This is a genomic window from Comamonas granuli NBRC 101663, assembly GCF_000739995.1.
Classification (GTDB): domain Bacteria; phylum Pseudomonadota; class Gammaproteobacteria; order Burkholderiales; family Burkholderiaceae_C; genus Simplicispira; species Simplicispira granuli.
The window spans coordinates 339,860-362,758 of sequence record NZ_BBJX01000001.1 but is presented as its reverse complement, the minus strand read 5'-3'; the positions used below and the strand labels follow the sequence as shown (position 1 = coordinate 362,758).

The following is a 22,899-nucleotide window of genomic DNA, read 5'->3' as shown; positions in this document are numbered from 1 at the left end:
GCCCCATGACCACACCCGCGCCATCGCCCATTCCGCCCTGCCGGGCTTGCCAGGACCGGCCGCCGCTGGGCATCGAATTCAGCATGGCCTTCCAGCCCATCGTGGACATGCGCACGCGCACGGTGTTTGCCTACGAGGCCCTGGCGCGCGGGCTCGATGGCGGCGGGGCGGCGCAGGTGCTGGGCCGGGTCACGGAAGACAACCGCTACCAGTTCGACCAGGCCTGCCGCGTCAAGGCCGTGGGCCTGGCCGCGCGGCTGGGCGTGGACAGCCATGTGAGCATCAACTTCCTGCCCAACGCGGTCTACGAGGCGGCCACCTGCATACGCGCCACGCTGGAAGCCGCGCGGCGGCACCAGTTCCCCACCGAGCGCCTGATCTTCGAGATCACGGAAAACGAGAAGGTGGTGGACAAGGAGCACCTCAAGCGCATCATCCAGGAGTACCGCCGCCAGGGTTTCAAGACGGCGATCGACGATTTCGGCGCCGGCTACGCGGGGCTCAACCTGCTGGCCGAATTCCAGCCCGACATCATCAAGCTGGACATGGAGCTGGTGCGCCAGATCGACGCCGACCCGGTGCGCCAGGCCATCGTCCGCGGCATCCTGGGGGTGTGCCAGGCGTTGAACATCGAAGTGATCGCCGAGGGCATAGAGACCGAGGCCGAGTACCGGCTGCTGCACTCCCTGGGCATTTACTACTTCCAGGGCTACTGGTTCGCGCGCCCGGCGTTCGAGCAATTGCCGTCCGTGCGCTGGCCGGCCTGAGCCGGCCGCGCAGGCGCCGGGGGGCGTCAGGCGCGCATCAGCGCCTCGATCTCGTCCACCTGTACGGGCACGCCGCGCGTGATCAGCTCGCAGCCCTGGGCGTGCACCACGGCGTCGTCCTCGATGCGGATGCCGATGTGGTGGAAGGCCTCGGGCACGTCGGCCGCGGGGCGCACGTACAGGCCGGGCTCGATGGTCAGCACCATGCCGGGGCGCAGGATGCGGCTGGGTCGGTCCTGGATGGTCTCGCCCGAGAGCGGGTCCCGGCGCTCGCTCACCTGGCCGATCTCGGTGGGCTCCACGTAGCTGCCGCAGTCGTGCACGTCCATGCCCAGCCAGTGGCCGGTGCGGTGCATGTAGAAGCGGAAGTAGGCGCGCCGCTCGATCACGTCCTGCGCGCTGCCGTGCTGGTTCCGGTCGAGCAGGCCCAGGTCCAGCAGGCCCTGCGCCAGCACGGCCACGGTGGCGTCGTGCGGGGCGTTGAAGCGCGCGCCCGCGCGCGTGGCGGCGATGGCGGCTTCCTGGCTGGCCAGCACCAGCTCGTAGAGCGCGCGCTGCGGCCCCGTGAAGCGCCCGCCCGCCGGGAAGGTGCGCGTGATGTCGCTGGCGTAGCTGTCGTACTCGCAGCCCGCGTCGATGAGCACCAGCGCGCCCTCCTGCACCGGCGCGCGGTCGGCGCGGTAGTGCAGCACGCAGGCGTTGGCGCCCGCGGCGACGATGGAGCCATAGGCCGGGGCCTGCGCGCCGTGCTCGCGGAAGGCGTGCAGCAGCTCGGCCTCCAGGTGGTATTCGCGCACCTCCTGGCCGGCGCGCAGCATGCGCGCGCAGCGCTGCATGGCGCGCACATGGGCCTGGGCGCTGATCTGGGAGGCATGGCGCATCAGGGCGAGCTCGTGCGCGTCCTTCACCAGGCGCATTTCGTCGAGCAGCAGGCACAGGTCGGCCTGGTGCGTGGGGCACAGGGCGCCGTAGCGCACGCGCGCACGCACGGGGGCCAGCCAGCCCTCCACGCGCGCGGCCAGGCCGGCGTGCGTGGCAAAGGGGTACCACACGCAGGCGCGGTTCTCCAGCAGGCGCGGCAGGCGCTGGTCCAGCTCGGCGACGGAGTAGGCCTCGTCCACGCCCAGCGCGGCCACGGCGGCCTCGGGGCCCAGGCGGTAGCCGTCCCAGATCTCGCGCTCCATGTCCTTGGGCTGGCACCACAGCGTGCTGCGGCCGTCGGCCGTGAGCACCAGCCAGGCGCCCGGCTCGGTAAAGCCCGTGAGGTAGTGGAAGTAGCTGTCGTGGCGGTAGGCGTAGTCGCTGTCGCGGTTGCGCATGCGCTCGGGCGCCGTGGGCACGATGGCGATGCCGCCAGCGCCCAGTTGCGCAGCCAGGCGCGCACGGCGCTGCGCGTACACGGAAAGGGGAACGGTCAGGGTCATGGTGTATTGAGCTCTTGCAGGCGCTGCGGCGTGCCCACATCGGTCCAGGGGCCGGTGTAAAGCGTGGCGCTCACCCGGCCATTGTCCATGGCGCGGCGCAGGAGCGGCGCCAGCGGCGCCGCAAGCCCCTGCGGGTTGCCGGGGGGAATGTCGCACCAGGGCGGCGCCAGCAGCGCAGCGCGCAGCAGGGCGATGGTGCTGTAGGTGTAGCGCGGGCCGGGGTGGTCGGGCGGCAGGTTCAGCGCCAGGCCCTCGGGCGAGAGGCCGAAGTCGCCGCGCGGGTGGTGCGCCGGGTTGGGCACCAGCCACAGGTGGGCCAGCATGGGGCTGGCGGCGAAGGCCTGCGCCGCGGCGGCGTCAAAGCCGAAGCCGGGCACGAACACGTCGCCTGCGGCCAGCCAGAAGATGTCGCCCAGCAGCGGCAGCGCACGCGCGATGCCGCCTGCCGTCTCCAGTGCGCCGCCAAAGTCCCGGCCCTCGTGCGAGTAGGAAATAGATAGCGCCTCGCGCTTGTCTGGTGCGCCCTGGGGGCTGAAAGTGTCTTGGAAATGCGCGCTGATCCGCTCCCCCAGCCAGGCCGTGTTGATGACCGCGCGGCGCACCCCGGCCGCATGCAGCGCCTGCAAATGCCACTGCAGCAGCGGCTGGCCGCGCACGGCCAGCAGGGGCTTGGGGCAGGTGTCGGTGAGCGGCCGCATGCGTTCGCCCCGGCCTGCGGCCAGGAGCAAGGCGGGGGGCTGCTGCGGGGCAGGGCAAGAGGGCGCGGCGGCAGGCATGGCGGCACTGTAGTGCATCGCTGGGCGGGGCCTGTCGGGCTGTTTCGGGGCGGGCCGCTAAAATCGGGGGTTTCCCCACCTCTACCGCCCCTTCCGGAGCCGCCCCGATGGCCAATTCTCAACAAATGGCGAATGCGATCCGCGCACTCGCAATGGATGCCGTTCAACAAGCCAACTCCGGGCACCCCGGCGCCCCCATGGGCATGGCCGACATGGCCGTGGGGCTGTGGGCGCGGCACCTCAAGCACAACCCCGCGAATCCGCAGTGGTTCGACCGCGACCGCTTCGTGCTGTCCAACGGCCACGCCTCCATGCTGCTCTACGCGCTGCTGCACCTCACGGGCTACGACCTGCCCCTGCAGGAGCTCAAGAACTTCCGCCAGCTCGGCAGCCGCACCGCGGGCCACCCTGAGGTCGGCCACACCCCCGGCGTGGAGACCACCACCGGCCCGCTGGGCCAGGGCGTCACCAACGCCGTGGGCATGGCCCTGGCCGAGAAACTGCTGGCCGCCGAGTTCAACCGCGCCGGCCACACCGTGGTGGACCACCACACCTACGTCTTCCTGGGCGACGGCTGCCTGATGGAAGGCATCAGCCAGGAGGCCATCTCGCTGGCCGGCGCCTGGAAGCTGAACAAGCTCGTGGCGCTGTACGACGACAACGGCATCAGCATCGACGGCTCCGTCCAGCCCTGGTTCATCGACAACACGGCGCTGCGCTTCGTGGCCAGCGGCTGGAACGTGATCGGTCCCATCGACGGGCACGACGCCGACAAGGTGGCCGCCGCCATCGCCGAGGCGCACCAGCAGACCGAGCGCCCCTCGCTCATCATCTGCAAGACGCACATCGGCAAGGGCTCGCCCAACCGCGTGAATACCGCCAAGGCCCACGGCGAGCCGCTGGGCGCCGAGGAAATCGCGCTCTCGCGCGAAGCCCTGGGCTGGAACCACGCGCCCTTTGCCGTGCCCGACGAGGTCTACGCCGACTGGAACGCGCGCGCCACCGGCCACGCTGCCGAGCAGGCGTGGAACGAGCGCTTTGCCGCCTACCAGGCCGCCTTCCCCGAGCTGGCGGCCGAGTTCACGCGCCGCATGAGCGGCGACCTGCCTGCGCACTTCGCCCAGACGGCCGTGGACGCCGTGGTGGGTGCGCACACCAAGGCCGAGACCGTGGCCAGCCGCAAGGCCAGCCAACTGGCGCTCGAAGCCTTCACCGCCGCCTTGCCCGAGCTGCTGGGCGGCAGCGCCGACCTCACCGGCTCCAACCTCACCAACACCAAGAGCACGCCCAACCTGCGTTTTGACATGCAGGGCCAGGTGGTCAAGACCGAAGCGGCCAACGGTGAAAAAGTCGGCGGCCGCCACATCAACTACGGCGTGCGCGAGTTCGGCATGGCCGCCATCATGAACGGCATCGCGCTGCACGGCGGTTTCATCCCCTACGGCGGCACCTTCCTCACCTTCAGCGACTACAGCCGCAACGCCATCCGCATGGCCGCGCTGATGAAGCAGCGCGTGATCCACGTGTTCACGCACGACTCCATCGGCCTGGGCGAGGACGGCCCCACGCACCAGTCGGTGGAGCACGCCGCCAGCCTGCGCCTGATCCCCGGCCTGGACGTCTGGCGCCCCGCCGACACGGCCGAAACGGCCGTGGCCTGGAGCGTGGCCCTGTCCAACCGCGAGCAGCCCACGGCGCTGCTGCTCTCCCGCCAGAACCTGCCTTATTGCCCCAAACGCGATCTGGGCGACATCTCGCGCGGCGCCTACGTGCTCTCCGAGCCCAAGGACGTGGGCCTGAAGAAGAAAGCCCAGGCCGTCATCGTTGCCACCGGCTCCGAGGTACAACTGGCCCTGGCCGCGCAAAAGCTGCTGGCCGCCAAGAAGATCGCCGTGCGCGTGGTCTCCATGCCCAGCACCACCACCTTCGACCGCGAGGACGTGAAGTACAAGAAATCCGTGCTGCCCAAGGGCCTGCCGCGCATCGCCGTGGAGATGGGCGTGACCGACGGCTGGTGGAAGTACGGCTGCGCGGCCGTGGTCGGCATCGACCGCTACGGCGAATCGGCCCCCGCCGGCGTGCTGTTCCAGCACTTCGGCTTCACCGCCGAGAACGTGGCTGCCACGGTGCAGGCCGTGCTCAAGCGCAAATGAGCGGCCCGCGAGAGTTTTGCAATGACCCTGGAGTGAAAGAGCTATGACGATCAAGATTGGCATCAACGGCTTCGGCCGCATCGGCCGCATGGTGTTCCGCGCTTGCGTGCAGAACTTTTCCGATATCGAGGTGGTGGGCATCAACGACCTGCTCGAGCCCGACTACCTCGCCTACATGCTCAAGTACGACAGCGTGCATGGCCGCTTCCAGGGCACGGTGGCGGTCGAGGGCAATACCCTCATCGTCAACGGCAAGAAGATCCGCCTGACGGCCGAGAAGGACCCGGCCAACCTCAAGTGGAACGAAGTCGGCGCCGACGTGGTGATCGAGGCCACCGGCCTGTTCCTCACCAAGGAAGCCGCCGAGAAGCACCTGGCCGCCGGCGCCAAGAAGGTGCTGATGTCCGCGCCCTCCAAGGACGACACGCCCATGTTCGTCTTCGGCGTGAACCACGAGAAGTACGCCGGCCAGGCCATCGTCTCCAACGCTTCGTGCACCACCAACTGCCTGGCCCCCGTGGCCAAGGTGCTGAACGACAACTGGGGCATCAAGCGCGGCCTGATGACCACCGTGCACGCCGCCACCGCCACGCAAAAGACCGTGGACGGCCCGAGCAACAAGGACTGGCGCGGCGGCCGCGGCATCCTGGAAAACATCATCCCCAGCTCCACCGGCGCCGCCAAGGCCGTGGGCGTGGTGATCCCCGAGTTGAACAAGAAGCTCACCGGCATGTCCTTCCGCGTGCCCACCTCCGACGTGTCGGTGGTGGACCTGACCGTCGAGCTGAACAAGGAAGCCGACTACAAGGACATCTGCGCCGCCATGAAGGCCGCCAGCGAAGGCGCCATGAAGGGCGTGCTGGCCTACACCGAGGACAAGGTGGTGGCCACCGACTTCCGCGGCGAGAGCTGCACCAGCGTGTTCGACGCCGAAGCCGGCATCGCCCTGGACAAGACCTTCCTCAAGGTCGTCGCCTGGTACGACAACGAGTGGGGCTACTCCAACAAGTGCCTGGAAATGGTGCGCGTGATCGCCAAGTGATCCGCGCCTGATTCGCTCAGGAACGCAACCGGCCGGCCCGCAAGGGCGGCCGGTTTTTTTATGCCGCGATCCATGGTGATTGCACTATCCGCGGCCTAGGAAGCGGACATGCCCCCAGGCCAGCGGCCACCGCGCAAGGGCCGCCCCGCCGCGCGGGTGGCGTCCCCCTTCCGCAGCGCGCAGCGCTGTACGAGAAGGGGGAAGGCGCGCAGCGCCGCAGGGGGATGTTCTCTAGTAGTGCGGCGGAATCTCGTCGCGCAGGCTGCGCGGCGCGCCGCTGCCCGGCTCGGGCATTTGCTGGCGCAGCAGGGCGAGCTCGCGCGTGAGCCGGTCGATGTGCTGCTGCTGCCGGTACAGCGCCAGGTTCATCTGGTCCAGCAGGTCGTCGTTGTCGGCCACCTTGAGCTCCAGGTCGGCCAGGCGCTGTTGCAGGGATTCCACGGTGTCCATAATAAAAAATGGCCCCAAGGGCCATGGATAAAGCGTGAGAAGCTATTGAATGTATAGCAATCCGCCCGCAGGCCGTGGGCGCGCGGGCGGAGGGTGGCGGGGGCTCATTCCCCCGTGCGGATGGTTTCGCGCCCGTTGCGGTCCTTGGCGCGGCCCAGGTCGTGCTCCAGGGCGCGCAGCAGCTTGTCGATGGCGCCCGTGAAGGCATCGGCCAGCTTGTCGGCGTCGGCCGTCACGGTGACAGGCTGGCGGCCGGCAGGGCGGGCTTCCAGGCGGCAGCGCTTGTCGTTGGCGCCGGATTTGCCGGCATCCTCATCGGACAAAAAGGCTTCCACACGCGTGACCTGGTCGCGAAAGCGCGCCAGCCGCTCGACGGTCTCCTTCTGCATCCACTGGGCCAGCGATTCGCCGCCCTGGATCTTGTTGTCGGTGTGGACTTGAACTTGCATGGGTTCTCCTTTCTCTGCAATCGGCCGCGGCACCCGCGGCAGCGGCCCCACCCTCCCATCATCCCAGATTTGCCCGGGGTGCCGTGCTCAGAGCTTGTCCAGCGCCAGCGCCGCGGTCCAGGGCGCGTCCGGCGCCAGGCTGCGGGCATCGGCGATGCGCTGGAGCAGGCGCTGCGCGGCCGGGTCGCCGGGCAGGCGCTCCAGCAGGGCGTGCAGGTGGGCGGCGGCGGCGTCCCAGGCGCGCGCCTGGAAGGCCTCGAGCGCCGCCTGCGCCAGGCGGCAGGCCTGGGCGTCGGCGCAGGGCGTGTACACGCGCACGGGCTCGGTCTTGCCCTTGACGAGCACGTCGTCCAGCGGCCGCAGGGCGATGTCGGCCGGCAGTTGCGCCGCCGTGGCGCCCGAGAGCAGTATGCCCGTGCCGAAGGCCTTGTTCGCGCCCTCCAGCCGCGCCGCGAGGTTCACCGCGTCGCCCACGGCGGTGTAGGCAAAGCGCTGGCGCGAGCCCATGTGGCCCACCACGGCCGCTCCCGTGTGCAGGCCGATGCGCATGTGGATGGCCGGCAGGCCGCGCGCCTGCAGCTCGGCCTGCAGCGGCGCCATGGCCTGCTGCATGGCGATGGCGGTGCGCACGGCGTGTTCGGCGTGCTGCGCATCGGCCAGGGGCGCGCCCCAGAAGGCCATGATGGCGTCGCCGATGAACTTGTCCAGCGTCCCGCCCGTGGCGTGGATCAGCGGCGTCATGGCGTTGAAGTAGCCGGTGAGCAGCTCGGCCGTCTGCTCCGCGCTGAGCTGCTCCGACAGGGTGGTGAAGTCCGCCAGGTCGGTGAACAGCAGCGTGAGCTCGCGCACCTCGCCGCCCAGGCGCACGGACTGCGGCTGGGCGACCAGGCGCGCCACCACCTCGGGCGGCACGTACTGCGCGAACATGGTGCGCACCTGGCGCGCGCGCCGGCGCACCGCCGCGTAGGCCGCCAGCGCCGTGGCCCCGTAGATGGCAAGCACCGCGGCCAGCGGCAGCAGGGGCGGCAGCCACAGGCGCGCTGCGCTGAACAGCAGCCAGGACAGCAGCAGCACGCCCGTGCCCAGCGCCGCGGCCAGCAGGGCCGTGGCGCCCGGGTGCCAGCGCAGGCTGGCGGGCACCAGGGCGGCCAGCGCCAGCAGCACCAGCAGGGCGCTCCAGCCCTCGGGCAGGGGGCGCAGGCCGTCGCCCGTGAGGAGGTTGTCCAGCAGCGTGGCCTGCACTTCCACGCCGGGAATGAGGCGCTCGCCGCCGTGCAGGGCGAAGGGCGCGTTGAACGCATCGGCCTGGACATGCTGCAGCTCGCTGGCCGTGAGCGCCGAGCGCCCCACGAGCACGGTCTTGCCGCGAAAGTAGCCGGCGGGCAGCAGGCCGGGCTCCAGCGCCTGGTAGTACGAGCGCGTGTCGAAGCTGCCGCGCGGCCCGCGGTAGGCGAGCAGGCCGGGCTGCGGCGATGCGGGCCGGGGCGCGCCCAGGTGCTGGGCCAGCACGGCGGCGAAGCCCTGCGCCCCTGGCGGTACGCGGCGCACCACGAAGTCCTCGTCGGGCTCCACCCCGGCATCGCCCGGCACGGCGCCGGCCGCGCGCAGCGCTGGCAGGGGCTGCACCTCGGTCCACAGCGTGGCGCTGGCACTGTCCACGCGCTCGCGGCTGGAGGCGAGCACCACCGGAATGCCCGCCGCCACCGCGCGCCCCACGGCCTGGGCCAGGGCGGCGTCCTGCGCGGGGTCGGCGGCGGGGTCGGCAAACACCACGTCGAAGCCGATGGCGGCCGCCCCGTCGGCGCGCAGGCGGTCGATCAGGCGCGCATGCAGGCTGCGCGCGAACGGCCAGCCCTGCCCCAACTGCTGGAAGCTGGGTTCGTCGATGGCCAGGATGACCACGGGCTGTGCGCTGCGCCCCGGGGCGGCGAGCTGCGTCCAGAGGTCGAAGCTCTTGAACTCCAGCGCGTGCCAGGGACGGCTGTGCGCTGCCGCGGCCACCAGCAGCAGCGCCAGCAGGGCCGCGCCCAGGGCCTTAAAAACGGTAGCGCGCATCGAGCACGAAGCGGGTTTTCTGGCGCGCGGACTTCGCGCCCCCGAGGTTGAGCAGCGCCATGCCCAGCACCCAGCGCTTGTCCGCGGACTCCGTGAAACCCATCAGGTCCAGGCTCCAGCCCGGGGGGCGGCGCGTGAGGTTTTCCTTGTCCTCGAAGCGCTCGGAGCGGTAGACCGCGCGGCCGCTCACGTACCAGCGCGCGCTGCTGGCCCAGGTGGCGCCCAGCACGGCGGTGTGGCGCGGGAGGTAGGGGATCATGCGCCCGCCCACGCGCGCCGCGTCCGCGCCATAGCTGCTGTCGCTGCGCTGGTGCAGGTACTTGGCGTAGCCGGACCACTGGCGGCTGAACATGTGGTTGGCGCTGGCGCCCAGCAACTGGAGCGTGCCGCGCTCGTAGCTGGGCGTGTCTTCGAGCAGGTCGGAGCCCGAGAGGTTGGCCAGCTGGATGTTGCGCAGTTCCTCCAGGAAGGGCAGGCTGGGCGTGCGCAGGTCCACGCCCAGGGAGCCGTTGTTGGTCAGGCGCAGGTGGTCGGCGCGCAGCTTGACGAAGGTGGCGGGGCCCCATTCCTGGTCCCACTGCAGCACGGTGCGCCGCTGGCGGCCGCCGGCTTCGAGCAACTGGTCTTCCACGGGAATGCCGGCCGTCTCCACGCTGGCCAGGGTGGAGACGGAGAGCGGCCGCATCCAGTCCTGGTAGGCCAGGCGCAGGCTGCGCCCCGGCGCGGGCTGCCACACCAGGCCCAGGCGCGGGGTGAAGGCACGCTCCGTGTCGTGGCGGCGGGCCTCGTCCTGCCCGCCGGTCTGCAACTGCTCCAGAACCACGAAGTTCTGCCCGAACACGCGGTGGCGGATCTGCTGCCAGCCGAGCGCGCCGTCCACGGTCCAGGCCGGGCCGTAGCGGTGGCTGCCACCCAGGGTGAGGGCGGTGTAGCGCCGGTCGATCTGGTTGGTGCCGGCAAACAGCAGGCGGTCCACAAAGGTCTGCCCGTCCGCCAGCATGCTGCCGATCAGGCCCTCGGCGGCCGACAGGCTGGACTGCTTTTCCACCACATGCTCCAGCGTGGCACTCCAGCGCGTGGCGGCGCTGGTGTCCACGGTGTGGCGCAGTTGCAGGTCGCTGAACTGCTTGCGCGGCGTGGCGTGCATGCCCACCACGCCGGCCATGGACGACAGGTCGAACAGCACCGGGTAGTTGCCCATGAGCGTGTCGTTCACGCTGCGGCCGATCTTGAGCCAGGTCTGCGCGGCGGGCCCCCAGCGGTAGGCCAGGCCCAGGGCGCCCTGGGCCTGGGTCACGTCCAGGGTGCTGCGGAAGTTGTTCCGCCCGCGAAAATCGGCGTCGAAGGTGTTGGCATAGGCAAACAGGTTCAGCCGTTCGCTGGGCTGGGCCCCCAGGCCCAGCGTCAGCACGCGCCCATGGACGTCGAAGCCGCCGCTGCCGTCGTGGAAGGCCGGAACATTGAACACCCCCACGTCGATGGGGAAGTCGCGGGCCCGCACGGTCTGCGCCTTCACGAACCACGACAGCGGCACATGGCGGTTGTCCATACCGTTGAGGGTGAAGGCCGGTGCGCTGAGGCGGTAGAACTCCCGGTCCAGCGTCAGCCCCACGGCGCCATGGCTGCCGGGCTGCTGCAGCAGCGACGCGTGGCGCTGGCTGGCGCCAAAGGCCATGGGGTCGGTCAGAAAGCCCTGGTACAGCGCCGAGTTCTTGTTGAACTCGCCGCGGTAGCGGTCGGCCAGGAACAGATGGCTGGCGCCCCAGTAGGGCGAGAAGCTCTGCTGCGCCAGTTCCAGCGCCCAGTCCTCCATGCCGAAAAAGGCCAGGGCCGCGCCCAGGTTGGCGCTGCCTTTCTGGTCGTTGGCCAACTGGTGGAGCGACTTGAGGTAGGGCATGCGCGCCAGGGCCGCGCGTGCCGCCTGCACGGCCTCGCCGGCGGCGAAGCGGTCGGTGTGGATTTGCGCCAGCAGCATCCAGGGCACGGGGTCCTTGTCGTCGAGGGCGCTGGCCTGCGCGAGCGTGGCCACGGCGTCGTCATGGCGGCCGAGCTGGTAGTAGGCCACGCCCGTCCAGACCTTGGCGCGCGCGTAGCGCGGCTCCATGACCCCCGCGCGCAGGAAGGCGTCCAGCGCCTCCTGGGGCCGCCCCTGCTTGAGCCGCAGCAGGCCCAGGCCGGTCAGCGCCACGTAGTCGGCGGGGTGCGCGGCGAGTGCGGCGTCGAAGGCCTGCTGCGCCGGCTCCCAGCGGTTGGCAAAGGTCTCCAGCGTGCCGCGCTCGCCCTGGGCGCCGGCAGCCTGCGGGTCGCGCTGCAGGGCCTGGGCGAGGTGGTGCCGCGCGGCCTCGGTGTCCTCGCGCTCGGTATAGGCGCTGCCCAGGCCCAGCCAGCCGCGGGCGTCCTGCGGGGCCAGTTGCGTGGCCGCGGTGTAGGCCGCGAGGGTGGCTGGCGCGTCGCCCAGGCGCCGGGCCAGGGCCGCGCGCACCAGGGCGAGTTCGGCACTGCCGCTGTCTGGCGCGCCGTCCAGCGTGGTGCGGGCGGCGTCCAGGCGGTCGGTGAGCAGTTGCACGCGCGCCTGCTGGGCCCACAGCGCAGGGTGCCCGGGCCAGCGCGCCAGTGCGCCCTGCAGGGTTTGCAGCGCGGCCTCGCCTTCGCCCTCCATGAGCTGCAGGTCCGCCTGCAGCAGCCAGGCTGCCGCGGGCGCGGTGTCCGTGGCCGTCTGGCGCGCCAGCAACTGGCGCGCGCCGGGCAGGTCGCCCTCCTGCAGCGCGATGGCGGCCTGTAGCACGGCCACCCAGCCGGGTGCGGCGGCATCGGACGCCGGTACGGCGGCCAGGGCGCTGCGCGCGGCGCCGGGGCGCCGTGCGGCCAGGGCCTGCACCACCGGCTCCAGGGCGGCGGGCGCGGGGTCGGCACGCAGGTGCGGCAGGGGGTCGGCCTGCAGCGCGTTGACCCACTGCACGCGGTCGCGCGGCTGGGCCAGCAGCAGCTTGACCGGGGCCTGGCCCACTGCGGCCAGGGCGGCCTCGTTCGGGCCGACGCGCACCTGCCCCTGTGCGTTGCCGAACTCCACCGTGCCCGAGAGCACCGTGAGCAGGGTGCGCCCGTCCGGCTCGACGCGCAGGTCCCAGTCCGTCCCGCGGATGGCGGCGGTGGCCGCCGGGGTTTCGATCTGCAGGGGGCTGCCCGGCGGGCGGCGCGTCTGCGTCCAAGCGCGTCCGGCCTCCAGCCGCAGCGTGGTCGTGGGCTGCCCGGGCGCGGCCAGGGCCTTGACCTGCAGCACGGTGTTCTGGTGCAGGCGCAACTGCGTCTCGTCGGCAAACACCAGGGCCATGCGCGCGGCCTCGCCCGTGCGCACGAAATCGCCGGCTGCCAGGGCCTGCGCCACGCGGGCGGGCTGCCAGGCGCTGGCCGTGGCGGCGCGCTGCTCGCCCACGCCCTGCAGGCTCACGATCTCGGCGGCCGCGCCGGGAGCCAGCGCCGCCGCCGGCAGGGGCGATGCCAGGGCGAGCGCTGCGGCCAGGGCCAGGGCGTGCAAGGGGCGGGGGGGCATGGGACAGCTCCTGCAAGATGCGGTGCCGGCATTATGGGGGCCCCCGCGCGCGCGACCGTTGCGCTATGCTGCGCCCATGAAACTCCTTGCCAAATGGCTGCTCAGCGCCTGCGCGCTGCTTTTCGTGGCCTATGTCTACGAGGGCGTGCAGGTGCGCAGCTTCCCGTCGGCCCTGCTCGCGGCTTTCGTGATCGGCCTGTTCAACGTGGTGCTGCGCCCCGTGCTGGTGCTGCTGACGCTGCCCGTCACCCTCGTCACGCTGGGGCTGTTCCTGTTCGTCATCAACGCGCTCATGTTCTGGGCCGCGGCGGGCGTGCTCGCGGGCTTCCACGTCAACGGCTTTGGCGCCGCGCTGCTCGGCTCGCTGATCTACTCGGTGCTCGGGCTGGTCATCGAGTCAGCGCTCGGCGGCCTGTTCGCGAAGCAGTGACTCCATGGCACGCAGCCGCGTGTCGATGATCGAGGCCTCCACATGGTCGGCTGCCGCGCGGCTTTGGCGCGCCAAATCCTGCCCGGCCTTGAGGCGGTCCACCGCCGCCGCGTAGTCGTAGCGCGCGGCCTGGGCCTCGGCCTCGGCGCGCACGGCGCGCAGCACCTGCCCCTGGGCGTGCCAGACGCTGGCGAGCTGCTGCCAGGCGCCGGCGTCGCCGGGATGGCCTGCCACCCAGGTCTGCAGGGGGCCGGCGATGTCCGGGGCCGTGCCGCCGCGCAACTGCGCCTGGGTGCGCAGCAGCAGTTCCGGCCGCCCGCCCGCCGGCGGCAGCAGTTTGAGCGCCCCGGCCGCATCGCCGCGCGCCAGGGCCAGTTCGGCGGCCAGCAGGCGCACCTGGCGCTGTGCCGCGGCGTCCGGCCCTACCGACTCCTGCAGGTCGCCGACGAGGCGCTGCGCCCGTGCGGGCTCGCCCAGCTCGCGCGCCGCCAGCGCGGCGGCATAGAGCGCGCCGGCGCGGCGCGCCTGCGGCTGGCCGGCAAAGTCTGCCGCCTGCGGCTCGGCCATCCACTGGCGCAGCACGTCCACGCCCGGCCGCGCGAGCACGCGCGCCCTGGCGGCCAGCAGGGCGTGCTCCAGCCCGGGCGCGGCGGGCCGGGCGGCGCCCACGGGCAGGCGCGCCTGCACGTCGGCAATGCGCTGCGTGGTCAGCGGGTGGCTGCGCAGGTAGGGCCAACTGGCGTTGTCGTTGATGCGGTTGGCCTGTTGCAGCTTCTCGAACATGGCCACGAAACCCTGGGGTGCAAAGCCCGCCGGGTCCATCAGCGCAAAGCCCACGCGGTCGGCCTCGCGCTCCATGTCGCGCGAGAAGTTGAGCTGGTTCTGCACCGCCAGCGCCTGCCCGCCGATGGCCAGCGCCTGGGCAGCGTCGGGGTTTTTGCTCGCGGCCAGTGCGCCCAGGACCAGGGCGCCCAGCACCAGGGGCGTCTGGCGGCCCTGCTGCGCAATGAGGCGTGCGATGTGGCGCTGGGTGATGTGGCTGAGCTCGTGCGCCAGCACGGAGGCGAGTTCGTCACGGCTGGCCGTCACCCCGATCAGGCCCAGGTGCACGCCCAGGTAGCCGCCGGGCAGGGCAAAGGCATTGACCGTGCGGTCGCGGCCCAGCAGCACCTCCCAGGCGAAGCGCTCGTCCAGTTCGGGCGCCAGTTCGCCCTGCGCCCGCGCGGCCGCGCGCAGGGCATCCCAGAGCGTTTGCACGTATTCCAGGAGCACGGGGTCGTCGAGGTAGTCGGGGTCGCGGTAGAGCTGGCGTGCGATGCCATCGCCCAGGCGCCGTTCCTGGCCTGCGGCCAGCTCGCTGCCGTCACCGAGCATGGGCAGGCGGCCTTGCGCCGGGGCGGGCGTCGCATGCAGCGTGCAAAACGCTATGAGAATAAGAGCTGCCAGCGCTTGCCTGATAAGCGCAAAAGGCCGTTTTGGCCCCAAATCCAGTGCCGGCCCCGCGGGGCAGGCGCCCGTGGCCGGGCCGGAGTGCGAGTGTGTGCGCATGCCCGTATGATGCCCGGGTCTGCCAAAGTTTCCCGCGGCCTCGCCGCTTTGTCCGTCATGAATCCACTCACGCATTTCGACGCCCAGGGCCAGGCCCACATGGTCGACGTGGCTGCCAAGGCCGCCACCCACCGCAGAGCCGTGGCCAGCGGCCGCATCGAGATGCAGCCCGCCACGCTGGCGCTCATCGAGGCGGGCAACGCCAAAAAGGGCGATGTGCTGGGCATCGCGCGCATCGCCGGCATCCAGGCGGCGAAAAAGACCAGCGACCTCATTCCCCTGTGCCACCCCCTGGCGCTGACCCGTGTTGCTATTGAATTTGAAGCTGCTGGCGCCCGTCAGCCGGGCGCTACAGGTATTTTTTGTACTGCAACCGTGGAGACCGTAGGCCCCACCGGCGTGGAGATGGAGGCACTCACCGCCGTGCAGGTGGCCCTGCTCACCATCTACGACATGTGCAAGGCCGTGGACCGCGGCATGTCCATCCACGACGTGCGCGTGCGGGAGAAGCACGGCGGCAAGTCGGGGAGCTACGTGGCGGGCTGACGCGGCCTGCCGTTCGTTTCCCGGCAGCGGCTGCTACCATGGCCCCACCACCCGGAGAGCGCCATGTCACTGCCCGCACCGCAGCCACTGTTTGATGCCCAGGCCTACCTCGCCTGGGAGGCCGAGCAAAACACCAAGCACGAGTACCACGATGGCGAGGTGTTCGCCATGGCCGGCGCCTCGGATGCCCATGTGACTGTGGCGCTCAACGTGGCCTTGGCCTTGCGCAATCACTTGCGCGGCAGCCCGTGCAGCGTGTTCATCTCCGACATGAAGCTGCATGTCGCGCAGGACAATGCTTTTTTCTATCCCGACGTCTTCGTCACCTGTGCCGAGAGCGACCGCGGGCAAAGCCACAGCAAAAGCGCGCCTGTGTTGATTGTGGAAGTGCTCTCGCCCGCCACCAGCGCCTTTGACCGTGGCGCCAAGTTTGCCGCCTACCGCAAGCTGCCCACGCTGCGCGAGTACGCACTCATCGACCCCGAGCGCATGGGTGTGGACCTGTTCCGCCGCGAGGGCGACAGCCAGCGCTGGGTGCTGCACCCCCTGGAGGCCGGGCAAGCGTTGGAATGGGCCAGCGTGGGCCTGGTGATGCCCATCGAAGCGTTGTACGAGGATGTGGCCCTCGTTTCCCCGGCCGCGGCGCGGCAGCACCCCTGAGCGTCAATCCCCCGCCAGCGTACCCAGGGGCTGGTTGGTGCGCGACCAGCGCGCAAAATCCGCCGGATAAGCCGCCCGGTAGCGCTGCAGGTGGAATGCAGCCTCTTCGTCCAGCCCCAGCAGCGTGGCGCTCTCGATCAGGCGCTCGATCACGCGCGGCTCCGGCGAATAGTGCAGCATGCGCAGCGCCAGCGCATGCACCCGCGGCGCCGTCTCCGGGGTGACCGGCGTGGTGGTCAGCTCGGCAAAGGCCATGGCATCCCGGAACACCCAACTGTCCTGCACCTGGGCCAGCGGGTCATCACGCATGGACGCAATGCGCTGCGCTGCCGGCAGGTAGATCTGGCTCACACGGTGGTATTGCCAACCCAGCGCCGCCCACAGCGCCAGGCACAGCATGCCCGCCAGCGCCCACAGCCCCCAGGGCATGTGCTGCACCATTTGCGCTGCCGCACGCGCTGCGCGCCCGCGCCACAGCAAGACCAGCGCCAGCACGGTGACGACCTGGAAGGGCCCGTACCACAGCGGAAACTCCAGCATGCTGTGCAGGCCCACCACGGCCAGAATGCCCCAGGCCCACTGGCGCACCGGGTCCGTTTCGGCCCAGGGCCTGGCACGCCAGACCCACCAGGCCACCGCCGCGCATGCCAGAGCCGCCGCAGGCAAGCCCAGCTCCACGGCCAGGTGCAGGGGCAGGTTGTGGGCGTTGTCCAGCAGCACGCAAAAGCGCGTCCCCGGGAACAAGGTGATGTAGTGGGCATAGTCCAGCTCGCCCCAACCCCAGCCCGTCCAGGGCCGCTGCAGGATCAGATGCCACACATTGGCCCACAGCACGCGGCGGCTGGTGCAGCCCGGGGCCTCGCCGAACCGCTGGAACAGGCCCTCGGCCTGCACGCCCGTCCAGCGCAGCAGCAGGTCGGGCAGCAGCCAGGCGGCCCAGGCGTACAGCAGCAGGCCCGCCAGCGCCAGTGCCAGCGGCAGCGCCCCCAGGGACTTGCGCCACCATGCCAGCAGCACCAGCAGCACCAGCCACTGGGCCAGCCCGGTGCGTGAGGCCGTGGCCGCGCTGCCCACGACCAGCAAGGCCAGCGCCCAAGCCAGCAGCAGACCCAGCCCCACCGCCAGCACCGAATGGCCCCGCGCGCCGTCCGGTCCGTTCCGGGGCACCTGCGCTACCAGCCACCACAGCGTCCACAGGCCCAGGCTCAGGAGCGACGCCTGCTGGTTGCGCTGGCGCAACTGGCCCATGGCCACGCCCGGTTGCGCGGGATGCAGCCAGCCCCACCAGCCATCGGTCTGGCCAAAGTACTGCAGCAGGCCTACGGCACTGCCCAGCAAAGCCGCCAGCAGCACACCCGCCGCGCATTGCCGCGCCAGCGTGCGCCGGTCCGGTGCATCGGGCCGCCGCACCTGCCACACCAGCAGCAACGCCAGCACCCCAGCGCACAGCCAGGCGCACATCAGCGGCCAGAAATTGGTCAGAGGCGCACGGGTGCTGGAGAACAAAAACGGCACTGCCAGCGCCAGCGCGGGCCCCAGGCCGGTCAAGAAATGCATTCGGCGTATCAATACGATTCGGTTGCGGGCCCGCCAGTGCTGGCGGAGGCTTTCGTGCGGATGTGTGGTTGAAATCTAAGGCGTGTCCTGGTAGTGATGCAGCGGGCATCGATGGAATGCCTAATTCCTTCTCCCATATTTGTATTCGACAAGCATATTGTTGTCAGTAATGACTTCTGGCTGCCTGTTCAGCTTGCCCATATCTTCCTGTGGTTTTATGAATGGTATTTTCGAGAATTTTTCAATGGCTTTGCTGTGTGGTGTAAACCCTATTTTTTTGTCCACGGTGACATTTTGAAGGGCACTCCAGGCTTCCGGTCTTCCCGCGGCGTCGAAAGGATTCCAGTTCGCGCCGTAAATGAAGTTTTGGTATCTGCGCACTTCCTTGAAGACCGTGGATGCCGTAAAAAAGGCGTCAACCGATCCTGTTGCGTTGAAGGCCAATATGCCATTCTCTGTCAGATGATTTCTGGCTATTTTCATCATTTCCTGAGATAGCAGCATGGAGCTATTGGCTCGCCAGTGCCATGTCGTGTTCATAAGTACCAGATCATATTTTTTCTCGGGGTGATACTGAAGTCATCGACGTGCATCGTCGATATATATGCTCACCCGAGGGTCTTCTAGTGCCCGGCGTTGAGCATCAAATTTTCGCGCCAATTGAAGGTATCCCGGATTGATCTCTATCACGTCGATCTTTTCAACCCCAGGGAATCCCTCGACCACGGCCAGCCAGGAGCCAATCGAAAGACCGAGAATCAATATGTTTTTTGCCGCCGGCTGTAGCACATGAAGCGCTAACGGACGTTCTAGTCCGTTGGTATTTCTTTCCAGATCGACATTGGTTTTTCCGTCATAAACATTTCCGCCGTATACAACGTAATCGGTAAATGGTTGCCGCGGCGATGCCGGCTCTTCTGCGATGGCAATGATCCCGTGGCGACCCTCATGCATTGCGACAATCTTTCGCCCCTCTGTCACGGCGAACTCTTTTGCAAATACTTCCGAATTTTCCCATGAGATATATCCGAATCCGACGGCCACGAGAAGGCTGGCCAATGTGATTGTTGACAATGTCAAATGGTTGGATTTTTTATATGAACTCCATGCGGCGATCGCGACAACTGCGATGATTATCGATATCACCGGGAATATTTCAGTGATCGTTAGCCACTCGAGAAGAATATATCCCGTGACCAAAGGGCCCATGGCTGCACCCACGACATTCAGAATGTAAACGCGTGAAAAATGCCTCCCTGTGTGCAATTTTTCACTGGTTTCGCTCAATGTCCCCAGGTGATGGGTGATCGGAAAAAGTACTGAGAAGCATGCGCCGGATAAAAATATGCCCACGGGTGCCGCCAGGTCATCGAGCGCATAATTTTTTGAGACCAGATACAGCCAGGGAGAGATGGAAGCAATTGGCGCGCACAACGCCAATGCTATTACGGCGCTCTTTTTGATGGTATACGAATCCTTGTTTTGGCAGGCCTTCTTTCCGATCTGTGCGCCTATGGCAATGCCGACCAAATAGATGATAAGCACGTAGGCAAATGCGCGTGGAGTGCTCTGATTGGCATAACCATAAAGGCGAATCCATGCGATCTCAAGGGAGAGGCTGCAAAATCCTGTCCAGAAACTTATAAAGCGTGCTGCATTCATCATCAGTCCTTCGGGCAGAAAACTGTGCCGCCTAGGAGGTGGTGAATTTTTGAAGCCGATAATATAAGAATGCAACAGCAAAGATTAATGCTTGCAGCAAGCTGCGCACTCTGGTCCAGGCCCCATGATACGAAAAGCCACTCGACGGTAAGCCATGCGCCAAATGCGGCGCCCAGCGTATTGAAGAAATAGAGGGCGCCGGTCGATGCGCCTATGTTTTGCAGTGCATCATTAAAATATACAGTGAGCAGTGGTAATGTCATTCCCATGATGGTGGTCGGGACAAGAACTGCAAGCACCGACACCAGACTCACCCCCGCGTAGGACCAGCCACTCCCGCTCAAAGATTGAATCACGGAAAACAGCCACGGACTGGAAAATCCGATCAAAGCTAGAAAAAATTCGGCGGCGGCATATATTTTCAATCGCTGATCTGGGATGTTGTCTGCTACCCATCCGCCCAGCGCACCACCAATGCCGATTCCAAGCATGAAGGAAGAAACAATCAGTGTTACCGAATCTATATCAACACCCAGACCTGTAAATAAATAGCGCTGCCAAACAATTTGATATATCAATGCCGCGCAACCAGACAGAAAAAAGGTGACTAACAATAGCCTGTGGATGAGGTTGTTCATGTTCTGCTGGGTTTTGATGCGCCGATTATGGATTTTTAATAGAGCAAGCGTCTCTGGAGGCAGCCAGATCATAGTTGACCCACTGCGTTCCGGGTGATACCACCATACGCGGCAACCTTTTTTCCGTGCTGCGGATGAAACTGTCGTGATCAGTGGATGGCGCAAGAGTGGTGCCTGCGGTATTCGGCCCTGAAATGAAGTCCACGAGGGTTTGATAAATTGCCCCATTGGTGTAGGGCTCATTCATGTTTGATTGCAATGCCCTGGGGGTCAATGGGTTATCTTCCATGTATGAACTGCTTAACCAGATAAACGTTGGAACCTCGTAGGAATCCGTCGTGACTCTGTTGATGGAGGGCTTGTTGCAACGCTCATTGGCAAGGCCTTGGCCATGATCTGATGTATATATCATTGCCGACGAGCGGTTGTTGGATTCCAGAATATCTATTACCTTTTTCAGGAACCCATCTGTGTAGGCAATGCTATTTCTGTAAGACTCGTTATCATTTTTCGGATTGGGGAATGGTCCGAAATTTGGCGGATATCTGTGTTCAAATCGGAAATGACTTCCCATGGTATGAAGAATCACAAAAGATCGTGGGAATTTTTGCAAATGCCGTTGGAGTGGTGGCAATAAAACCTCATCCAGGCTGCCTTGTTGGATGAAGTTTGATGGATTGAGAAAGGCGGTGCTATTCGCTTCCTGTGCATATGCGGCAATTACGCCGTCATATTGTCCAATGGCCGCTTGATTGGAGAACCAGGCGGTGCTGTAACCGGCATTTGATGCAAGTGTAATAATGGAGCGCGTGGCTTCAGGGTTTGGCTTTCCGTCAGGCCATAAAAGAGGGTTCCTGGTTAGCATGGAAGGGACAGCCTGTCGGGTTGATATGGTTTGTGCGACCACATTTGCCAACGGAAAAATGCCACCCTTGGACGCCATTCTGGCCTCCAACTGCGGCGTTGTCATGACCTCTGCGGGATTGAATAAGTGCCAGGCGTGTCTGGAGGAGGATTCGCCAATGACGAGGACCACCACGTCGGGCGCATCCGCATGGCGCACCAGCGGCGTGCTAGTCGCTGGGGCCTTGTGCATTTTGTCAATGGAGGCCACGACCACTGACCGTGCGCGCCAATACTGCGCCATGGCCCATGGCAATTCATAAGGAAATGCCCTGGGCAGTTCGGCGTCTGTTCCTATCGTGCGATCCCCTTCCTCAAAGGGATCTATCGATGCCTGCCTGCCATGTTCGGAAAGATGGGGTTCGGGGAATCTATTCTGACTTTCTGCAATCAGCGGCACTGCCAATAGCGCTAAAGAGTATATGAATATTTTCAGGCGCATCATGCCATGCCAGTGCCAGGCTGGATTCCGTCTGAGCCATAAATATACTGCTGTGCAGCATGCGTTCCATGCCATCAATCCAACGAATATGCCTGGCGGTATGGAGAGTGCAAGATTATGCAATTCGCCAGGGCTGCTGGCCATGGCCATACCCACCAGATTGCTGGTAATTTGTGTGCTGCTCAAATATCGTACAGCGATGGAGATGGGGAGCCACCATAGACCAATGATCCAGGATGTCAGCCATGCAATCCAGGGTCGGTTGAACAGCGAAAGGAATATGGCCGACAGCAAAACACACTTGAACAGACGTTCTTGCATGTCCATCCAGTAGGTTGCCGGATATAAATCGCGCTCCCAGGGGATAAGGTTGGGGATATTCCACAGTAGTATCAGAACTATGAAAATCCACCAGGCTGATCTGCCCGGTTGCCTGGAAATGATTTGCATGCCGAGGGTGTGGGAATGATCTTTCTTAGAATCCATCAACGGGCAGGGCGTCCAGCCAATTTCCCTTGTCGTCGAACAAGGCAATCCAGTCCAGTTTTCTGGATGAAACCAACGGCAAGTACAAGATGTCCGATCTCGTGGAGTATTTTCCACTGGACCAGTGTGAAATATCGCCGAGTTTTTCTTTGCTCAAGGCGGACAGAGGGCGCAGACGGGCTTGAAGCTTGGGATCATGCCAATCCCAGTTTTTCCATTGCAGCGGGCGCATGGCAGGTGAAATGCCCTGCAGCGACAGATCAAGGCTTTGAAGGGTGGTTTTTGAATTATCTACTTCCGCCATGTGCCATTCAATGCCCATTAATGAAGTTCCGGGCGTGCATTGAGGGGTGCACTCTGCGGTATAAAGTTCATTCTTGGTCACCAGCACCAATCTGTCTTGCTCAAAAACATAGGCTACGGGACGACCTTTTTCCAGGGTATACAGGCCATAGGCCAGTGCCGCCAACTGTAAAAGGGCGACGATGCACAGGTCTTGGATAAGCTCTCTTCGTGGCTTGGCAGGAGAGGCCAGTACCAGCGTCAATACAGGGCCGCACACCACGTCCACTGCAAGCATCAGCAGATAGATGTTCCCGACATTGAGCAGGCTTGCCGTTGGCGCGGGATACCACAGTAGAAACACCAGCATGGCCGCCAGCAGCGCCACTGCGGTGGAGATGAGTAAATGGCGGGTGGAGTATCGGGCGGCAAACCGCAGTCTCTCTGCTTGGCTCATGGTTAGCGGCATTCGGGTGGCGCCAGCCGGGCTGGCAAGGTTGCCACAGTGGTCGGCGCCGAAAATGCATATTGTTGTGTGCGTGTCCCAGCGCCCGTACCTGCTGCGGATGTGCACAGCCAGTCAAGTGTGCCGCCGGTGCTGCCCCCCGCAAAATAGGTGGGCAACATGACCGCGGCCCCCGAAGTTGTACGCATTTGAGGGCTCAGTACAAGTGTTTTTGCATGGGCAGCCGAACTGACGTTGGCAGAAAAGGTCACAACAAGATCCCCGGTGACAGGATCCATGATTGTTGACTGAACAAACTTGCTCTGCGAACCCATTCCTGCCATGCGGGCGTTCCACAATGACGAGGTGTTGGCAAGGTCGGTGACTCCGCCAAGCCCGTTTGAAGCAACTTCAACTTTTGCTTCTGCGGCCAGGGTCAGCCCTTCAGTAATGCGCGTCCGCGCAATATAGTCCTGGTACGCAGGCAAAGCGATCGCAGCCAAAATGCCAATAATGGCGACCACGATCATCAGCTCGATCAGCGTAAATCCTTTGGAAATTGGGCTGGGCATCATGGAGCACCTCAAATAAAAAAGGGGGCCGCAAGCCCCCTTTGTCCATACCCTGTGCTGTG

General features: G+C 66.3%; 20 protein-coding genes. 6 read left to right on the top strand and 14 right to left on the bottom strand.

Annotation, left to right across the window (positions count from 1 at the left end; all coding sequences use genetic code 11):
- Positions 1 to 5: 5 nt before the first annotated feature.
- On the top strand, positions 6 to 767 hold the full coding sequence (locus CGR01S_RS01675; protein WP_042421706.1) for an EAL domain-containing protein: 762 nt from the start codon (positions 6 to 8) through the stop codon (positions 765 to 767).
- A 26-nt stretch (positions 768 to 793) separates the two neighbouring features.
- On the opposite strand, the gene CGR01S_RS01670 is transcribed toward CGR01S_RS01675, so the two are convergent.
- Together CGR01S_RS01670 and CGR01S_RS01665 are read right to left on the bottom strand one after the other, a co-directional pair.
- Complete coding sequence (locus CGR01S_RS01670) at positions 794 to 2,191, bottom strand: aminopeptidase P N-terminal domain-containing protein (RefSeq protein ID WP_042421705.1); 1,398 nt, start codon at positions 2,189 to 2,191, stop codon at positions 794 to 796.
- Positions 2,188 to 2,967: a nucleotidyltransferase family protein gene (locus CGR01S_RS01665; protein ID WP_174435678.1), complete on the bottom strand. Its 780-nt coding sequence runs from the start codon at positions 2,965 to 2,967 to the stop codon at positions 2,188 to 2,190. Before CGR01S_RS01665 ends, CGR01S_RS01670 begins: the two co-directional genes overlap by 4 nt.
- Before the next feature lie 107 nt (positions 2,968 to 3,074).
- Between CGR01S_RS01665 and tkt the strand changes: the two genes are divergently transcribed.
- Both tkt and gap read left to right on the top strand, forming a co-directional pair.
- The gene (gene tkt, locus CGR01S_RS01660) at positions 3,075 to 5,120 is read left to right on the top strand and encodes a transketolase (RefSeq protein ID WP_042421703.1); all 2,046 of its coding nucleotides are present in this window, start codon (positions 3,075 to 3,077) and stop codon (positions 5,118 to 5,120) included.
- 43 nt (positions 5,121 to 5,163) lie between these two features.
- Positions 5,164 to 6,162 carry a type I glyceraldehyde-3-phosphate dehydrogenase gene (gene gap, locus CGR01S_RS01655; RefSeq protein ID WP_042421702.1) on the top strand — a complete coding sequence of 333 codons (999 nt, stop codon included), beginning with the start codon at positions 5,164 to 5,166 and terminating at the stop codon, positions 6,160 to 6,162.
- 231 nt (positions 6,163 to 6,393) lie between these two features.
- Here gap and CGR01S_RS01650 read toward each other — a convergent pair whose 3' ends face one another.
- The 4 genes from CGR01S_RS01650 to CGR01S_RS01635 form a co-directional block, all read right to left on the bottom strand.
- Entirely contained in the window at positions 6,394 to 6,612 is a 219-nt protein-coding gene (locus tag CGR01S_RS01650; RefSeq protein ID WP_042421700.1) for a SlyX family protein, read from the bottom strand.
- Positions 6,613 to 6,716: 104 nt separating this feature from the next.
- The gene (locus CGR01S_RS01645; protein ID WP_042421699.1) at positions 6,717 to 7,061 is read right to left on the bottom strand and encodes an HPF/RaiA family ribosome-associated protein; all 345 of its coding nucleotides are present in this window, start codon (positions 7,059 to 7,061) and stop codon (positions 6,717 to 6,719) included.
- Between the two features lie 87 nt (positions 7,062 to 7,148).
- Positions 7,149 to 9,116 (bottom strand): adenylate/guanylate cyclase domain-containing protein, encoded by a 1,968-nt coding sequence (locus tag CGR01S_RS01640; protein ID WP_042421696.1) that lies wholly within the window; start codon positions 9,114 to 9,116, stop codon positions 7,149 to 7,151.
- On the bottom strand, positions 9,097 to 12,666 hold the full coding sequence (locus CGR01S_RS01635) for a TonB-dependent receptor domain-containing protein (protein ID WP_042421694.1): 3,570 nt from the start codon (positions 12,664 to 12,666) through the stop codon (positions 9,097 to 9,099). The genes CGR01S_RS01640 and CGR01S_RS01635 overlap by 20 nt, the downstream gene beginning before the upstream one ends.
- A gap of 76 nt (positions 12,667 to 12,742) precedes the next feature.
- Here CGR01S_RS01635 and CGR01S_RS01630 point away from each other — a divergent pair, with 76 nt between their 5' ends.
- On the top strand, positions 12,743 to 13,096 hold the full coding sequence (locus CGR01S_RS01630; RefSeq protein WP_042421692.1) for a phage holin family protein: 354 nt from the start codon (positions 12,743 to 12,745) through the stop codon (positions 13,094 to 13,096).
- Here the strand turns inward: CGR01S_RS01630 and CGR01S_RS01625 are convergent.
- The gene (locus CGR01S_RS01625; protein WP_245616723.1) at positions 13,064 to 14,470 is read right to left on the bottom strand and encodes a M48 family metalloprotease; all 1,407 of its coding nucleotides are present in this window, start codon (positions 14,468 to 14,470) and stop codon (positions 13,064 to 13,066) included. The two genes, CGR01S_RS01630 and CGR01S_RS01625, sit on opposite strands and share 33 nt — an antisense overlap.
- Positions 14,471 to 14,701: 231 nt before the next feature.
- Between CGR01S_RS01625 and moaC the strand changes: the two genes are divergently transcribed.
- Together moaC and CGR01S_RS01615 are read left to right on the top strand one after the other, a co-directional pair.
- Positions 14,702 to 15,190, top strand: a complete 489-nt coding sequence (gene moaC / locus CGR01S_RS01620; RefSeq protein WP_042421689.1) for a cyclic pyranopterin monophosphate synthase MoaC — start codon at positions 14,702 to 14,704, stop codon at positions 15,188 to 15,190.
- 63 nt (positions 15,191 to 15,253) lie between these two features.
- On the top strand, positions 15,254 to 15,850 hold the full coding sequence (locus CGR01S_RS01615; protein WP_042421687.1) for a Uma2 family endonuclease: 597 nt from the start codon (positions 15,254 to 15,256) through the stop codon (positions 15,848 to 15,850).
- A 3-nt stretch (positions 15,851 to 15,853) separates the two neighbouring features.
- Here CGR01S_RS01615 and CGR01S_RS01610 read toward each other — a convergent pair whose 3' ends face one another.
- The 7 genes from CGR01S_RS01610 to CGR01S_RS16265 all read right to left on the bottom strand — a co-directional run bounded on the left by CGR01S_RS01610 (position 15,854) and on the right by CGR01S_RS16265 (position 22,837).
- Entirely contained in the window at positions 15,854 to 17,407 is a 1,554-nt protein-coding gene (locus CGR01S_RS01610; RefSeq protein WP_042421686.1) for a Wzy polymerase domain-containing protein, read from the bottom strand.
- Between the two features lie 120 nt (positions 17,408 to 17,527).
- Positions 17,528 to 17,947: a hypothetical protein gene (locus tag CGR01S_RS16595; protein WP_156967479.1), complete on the bottom strand. Its 420-nt coding sequence runs from the start codon at positions 17,945 to 17,947 to the stop codon at positions 17,528 to 17,530.
- A gap of 39 nt (positions 17,948 to 17,986) precedes the next feature.
- A complete protein-coding gene (locus tag CGR01S_RS16590) occupies positions 17,987 to 19,069 on the bottom strand; it encodes a spermidine synthase family protein (RefSeq protein ID WP_156967478.1) in 1,083 nt (360 codons plus the stop codon).
- Positions 19,070 to 19,071: 2 nt separating this feature from the next.
- A complete protein-coding gene (locus tag CGR01S_RS16585; RefSeq protein WP_042421684.1) occupies positions 19,072 to 19,707 on the bottom strand; it encodes a spermidine synthase family protein in 636 nt (211 codons plus the stop codon).
- Between the two features lie 25 nt (positions 19,708 to 19,732).
- Positions 19,733 to 21,502, bottom strand: coding sequence for a phosphoethanolamine transferase (locus CGR01S_RS16270; protein WP_217997521.1), 1,770 nt, complete (start codon positions 21,500 to 21,502; stop codon positions 19,733 to 19,735).
- A gap of 25 nt (positions 21,503 to 21,527) precedes the next feature.
- Positions 21,528 to 22,277, bottom strand: coding sequence for a fimb protein (locus tag CGR01S_RS16580; RefSeq protein WP_156967477.1), 750 nt, complete (start codon positions 22,275 to 22,277; stop codon positions 21,528 to 21,530).
- A 2-nt stretch (positions 22,278 to 22,279) separates the two neighbouring features.
- Positions 22,280 to 22,837 (bottom strand): pilin, encoded by a 558-nt coding sequence (locus CGR01S_RS16265; RefSeq protein WP_042421793.1) that lies wholly within the window; start codon positions 22,835 to 22,837, stop codon positions 22,280 to 22,282.
- Positions 22,838 to 22,899: the final 62 nt, after the last annotated feature.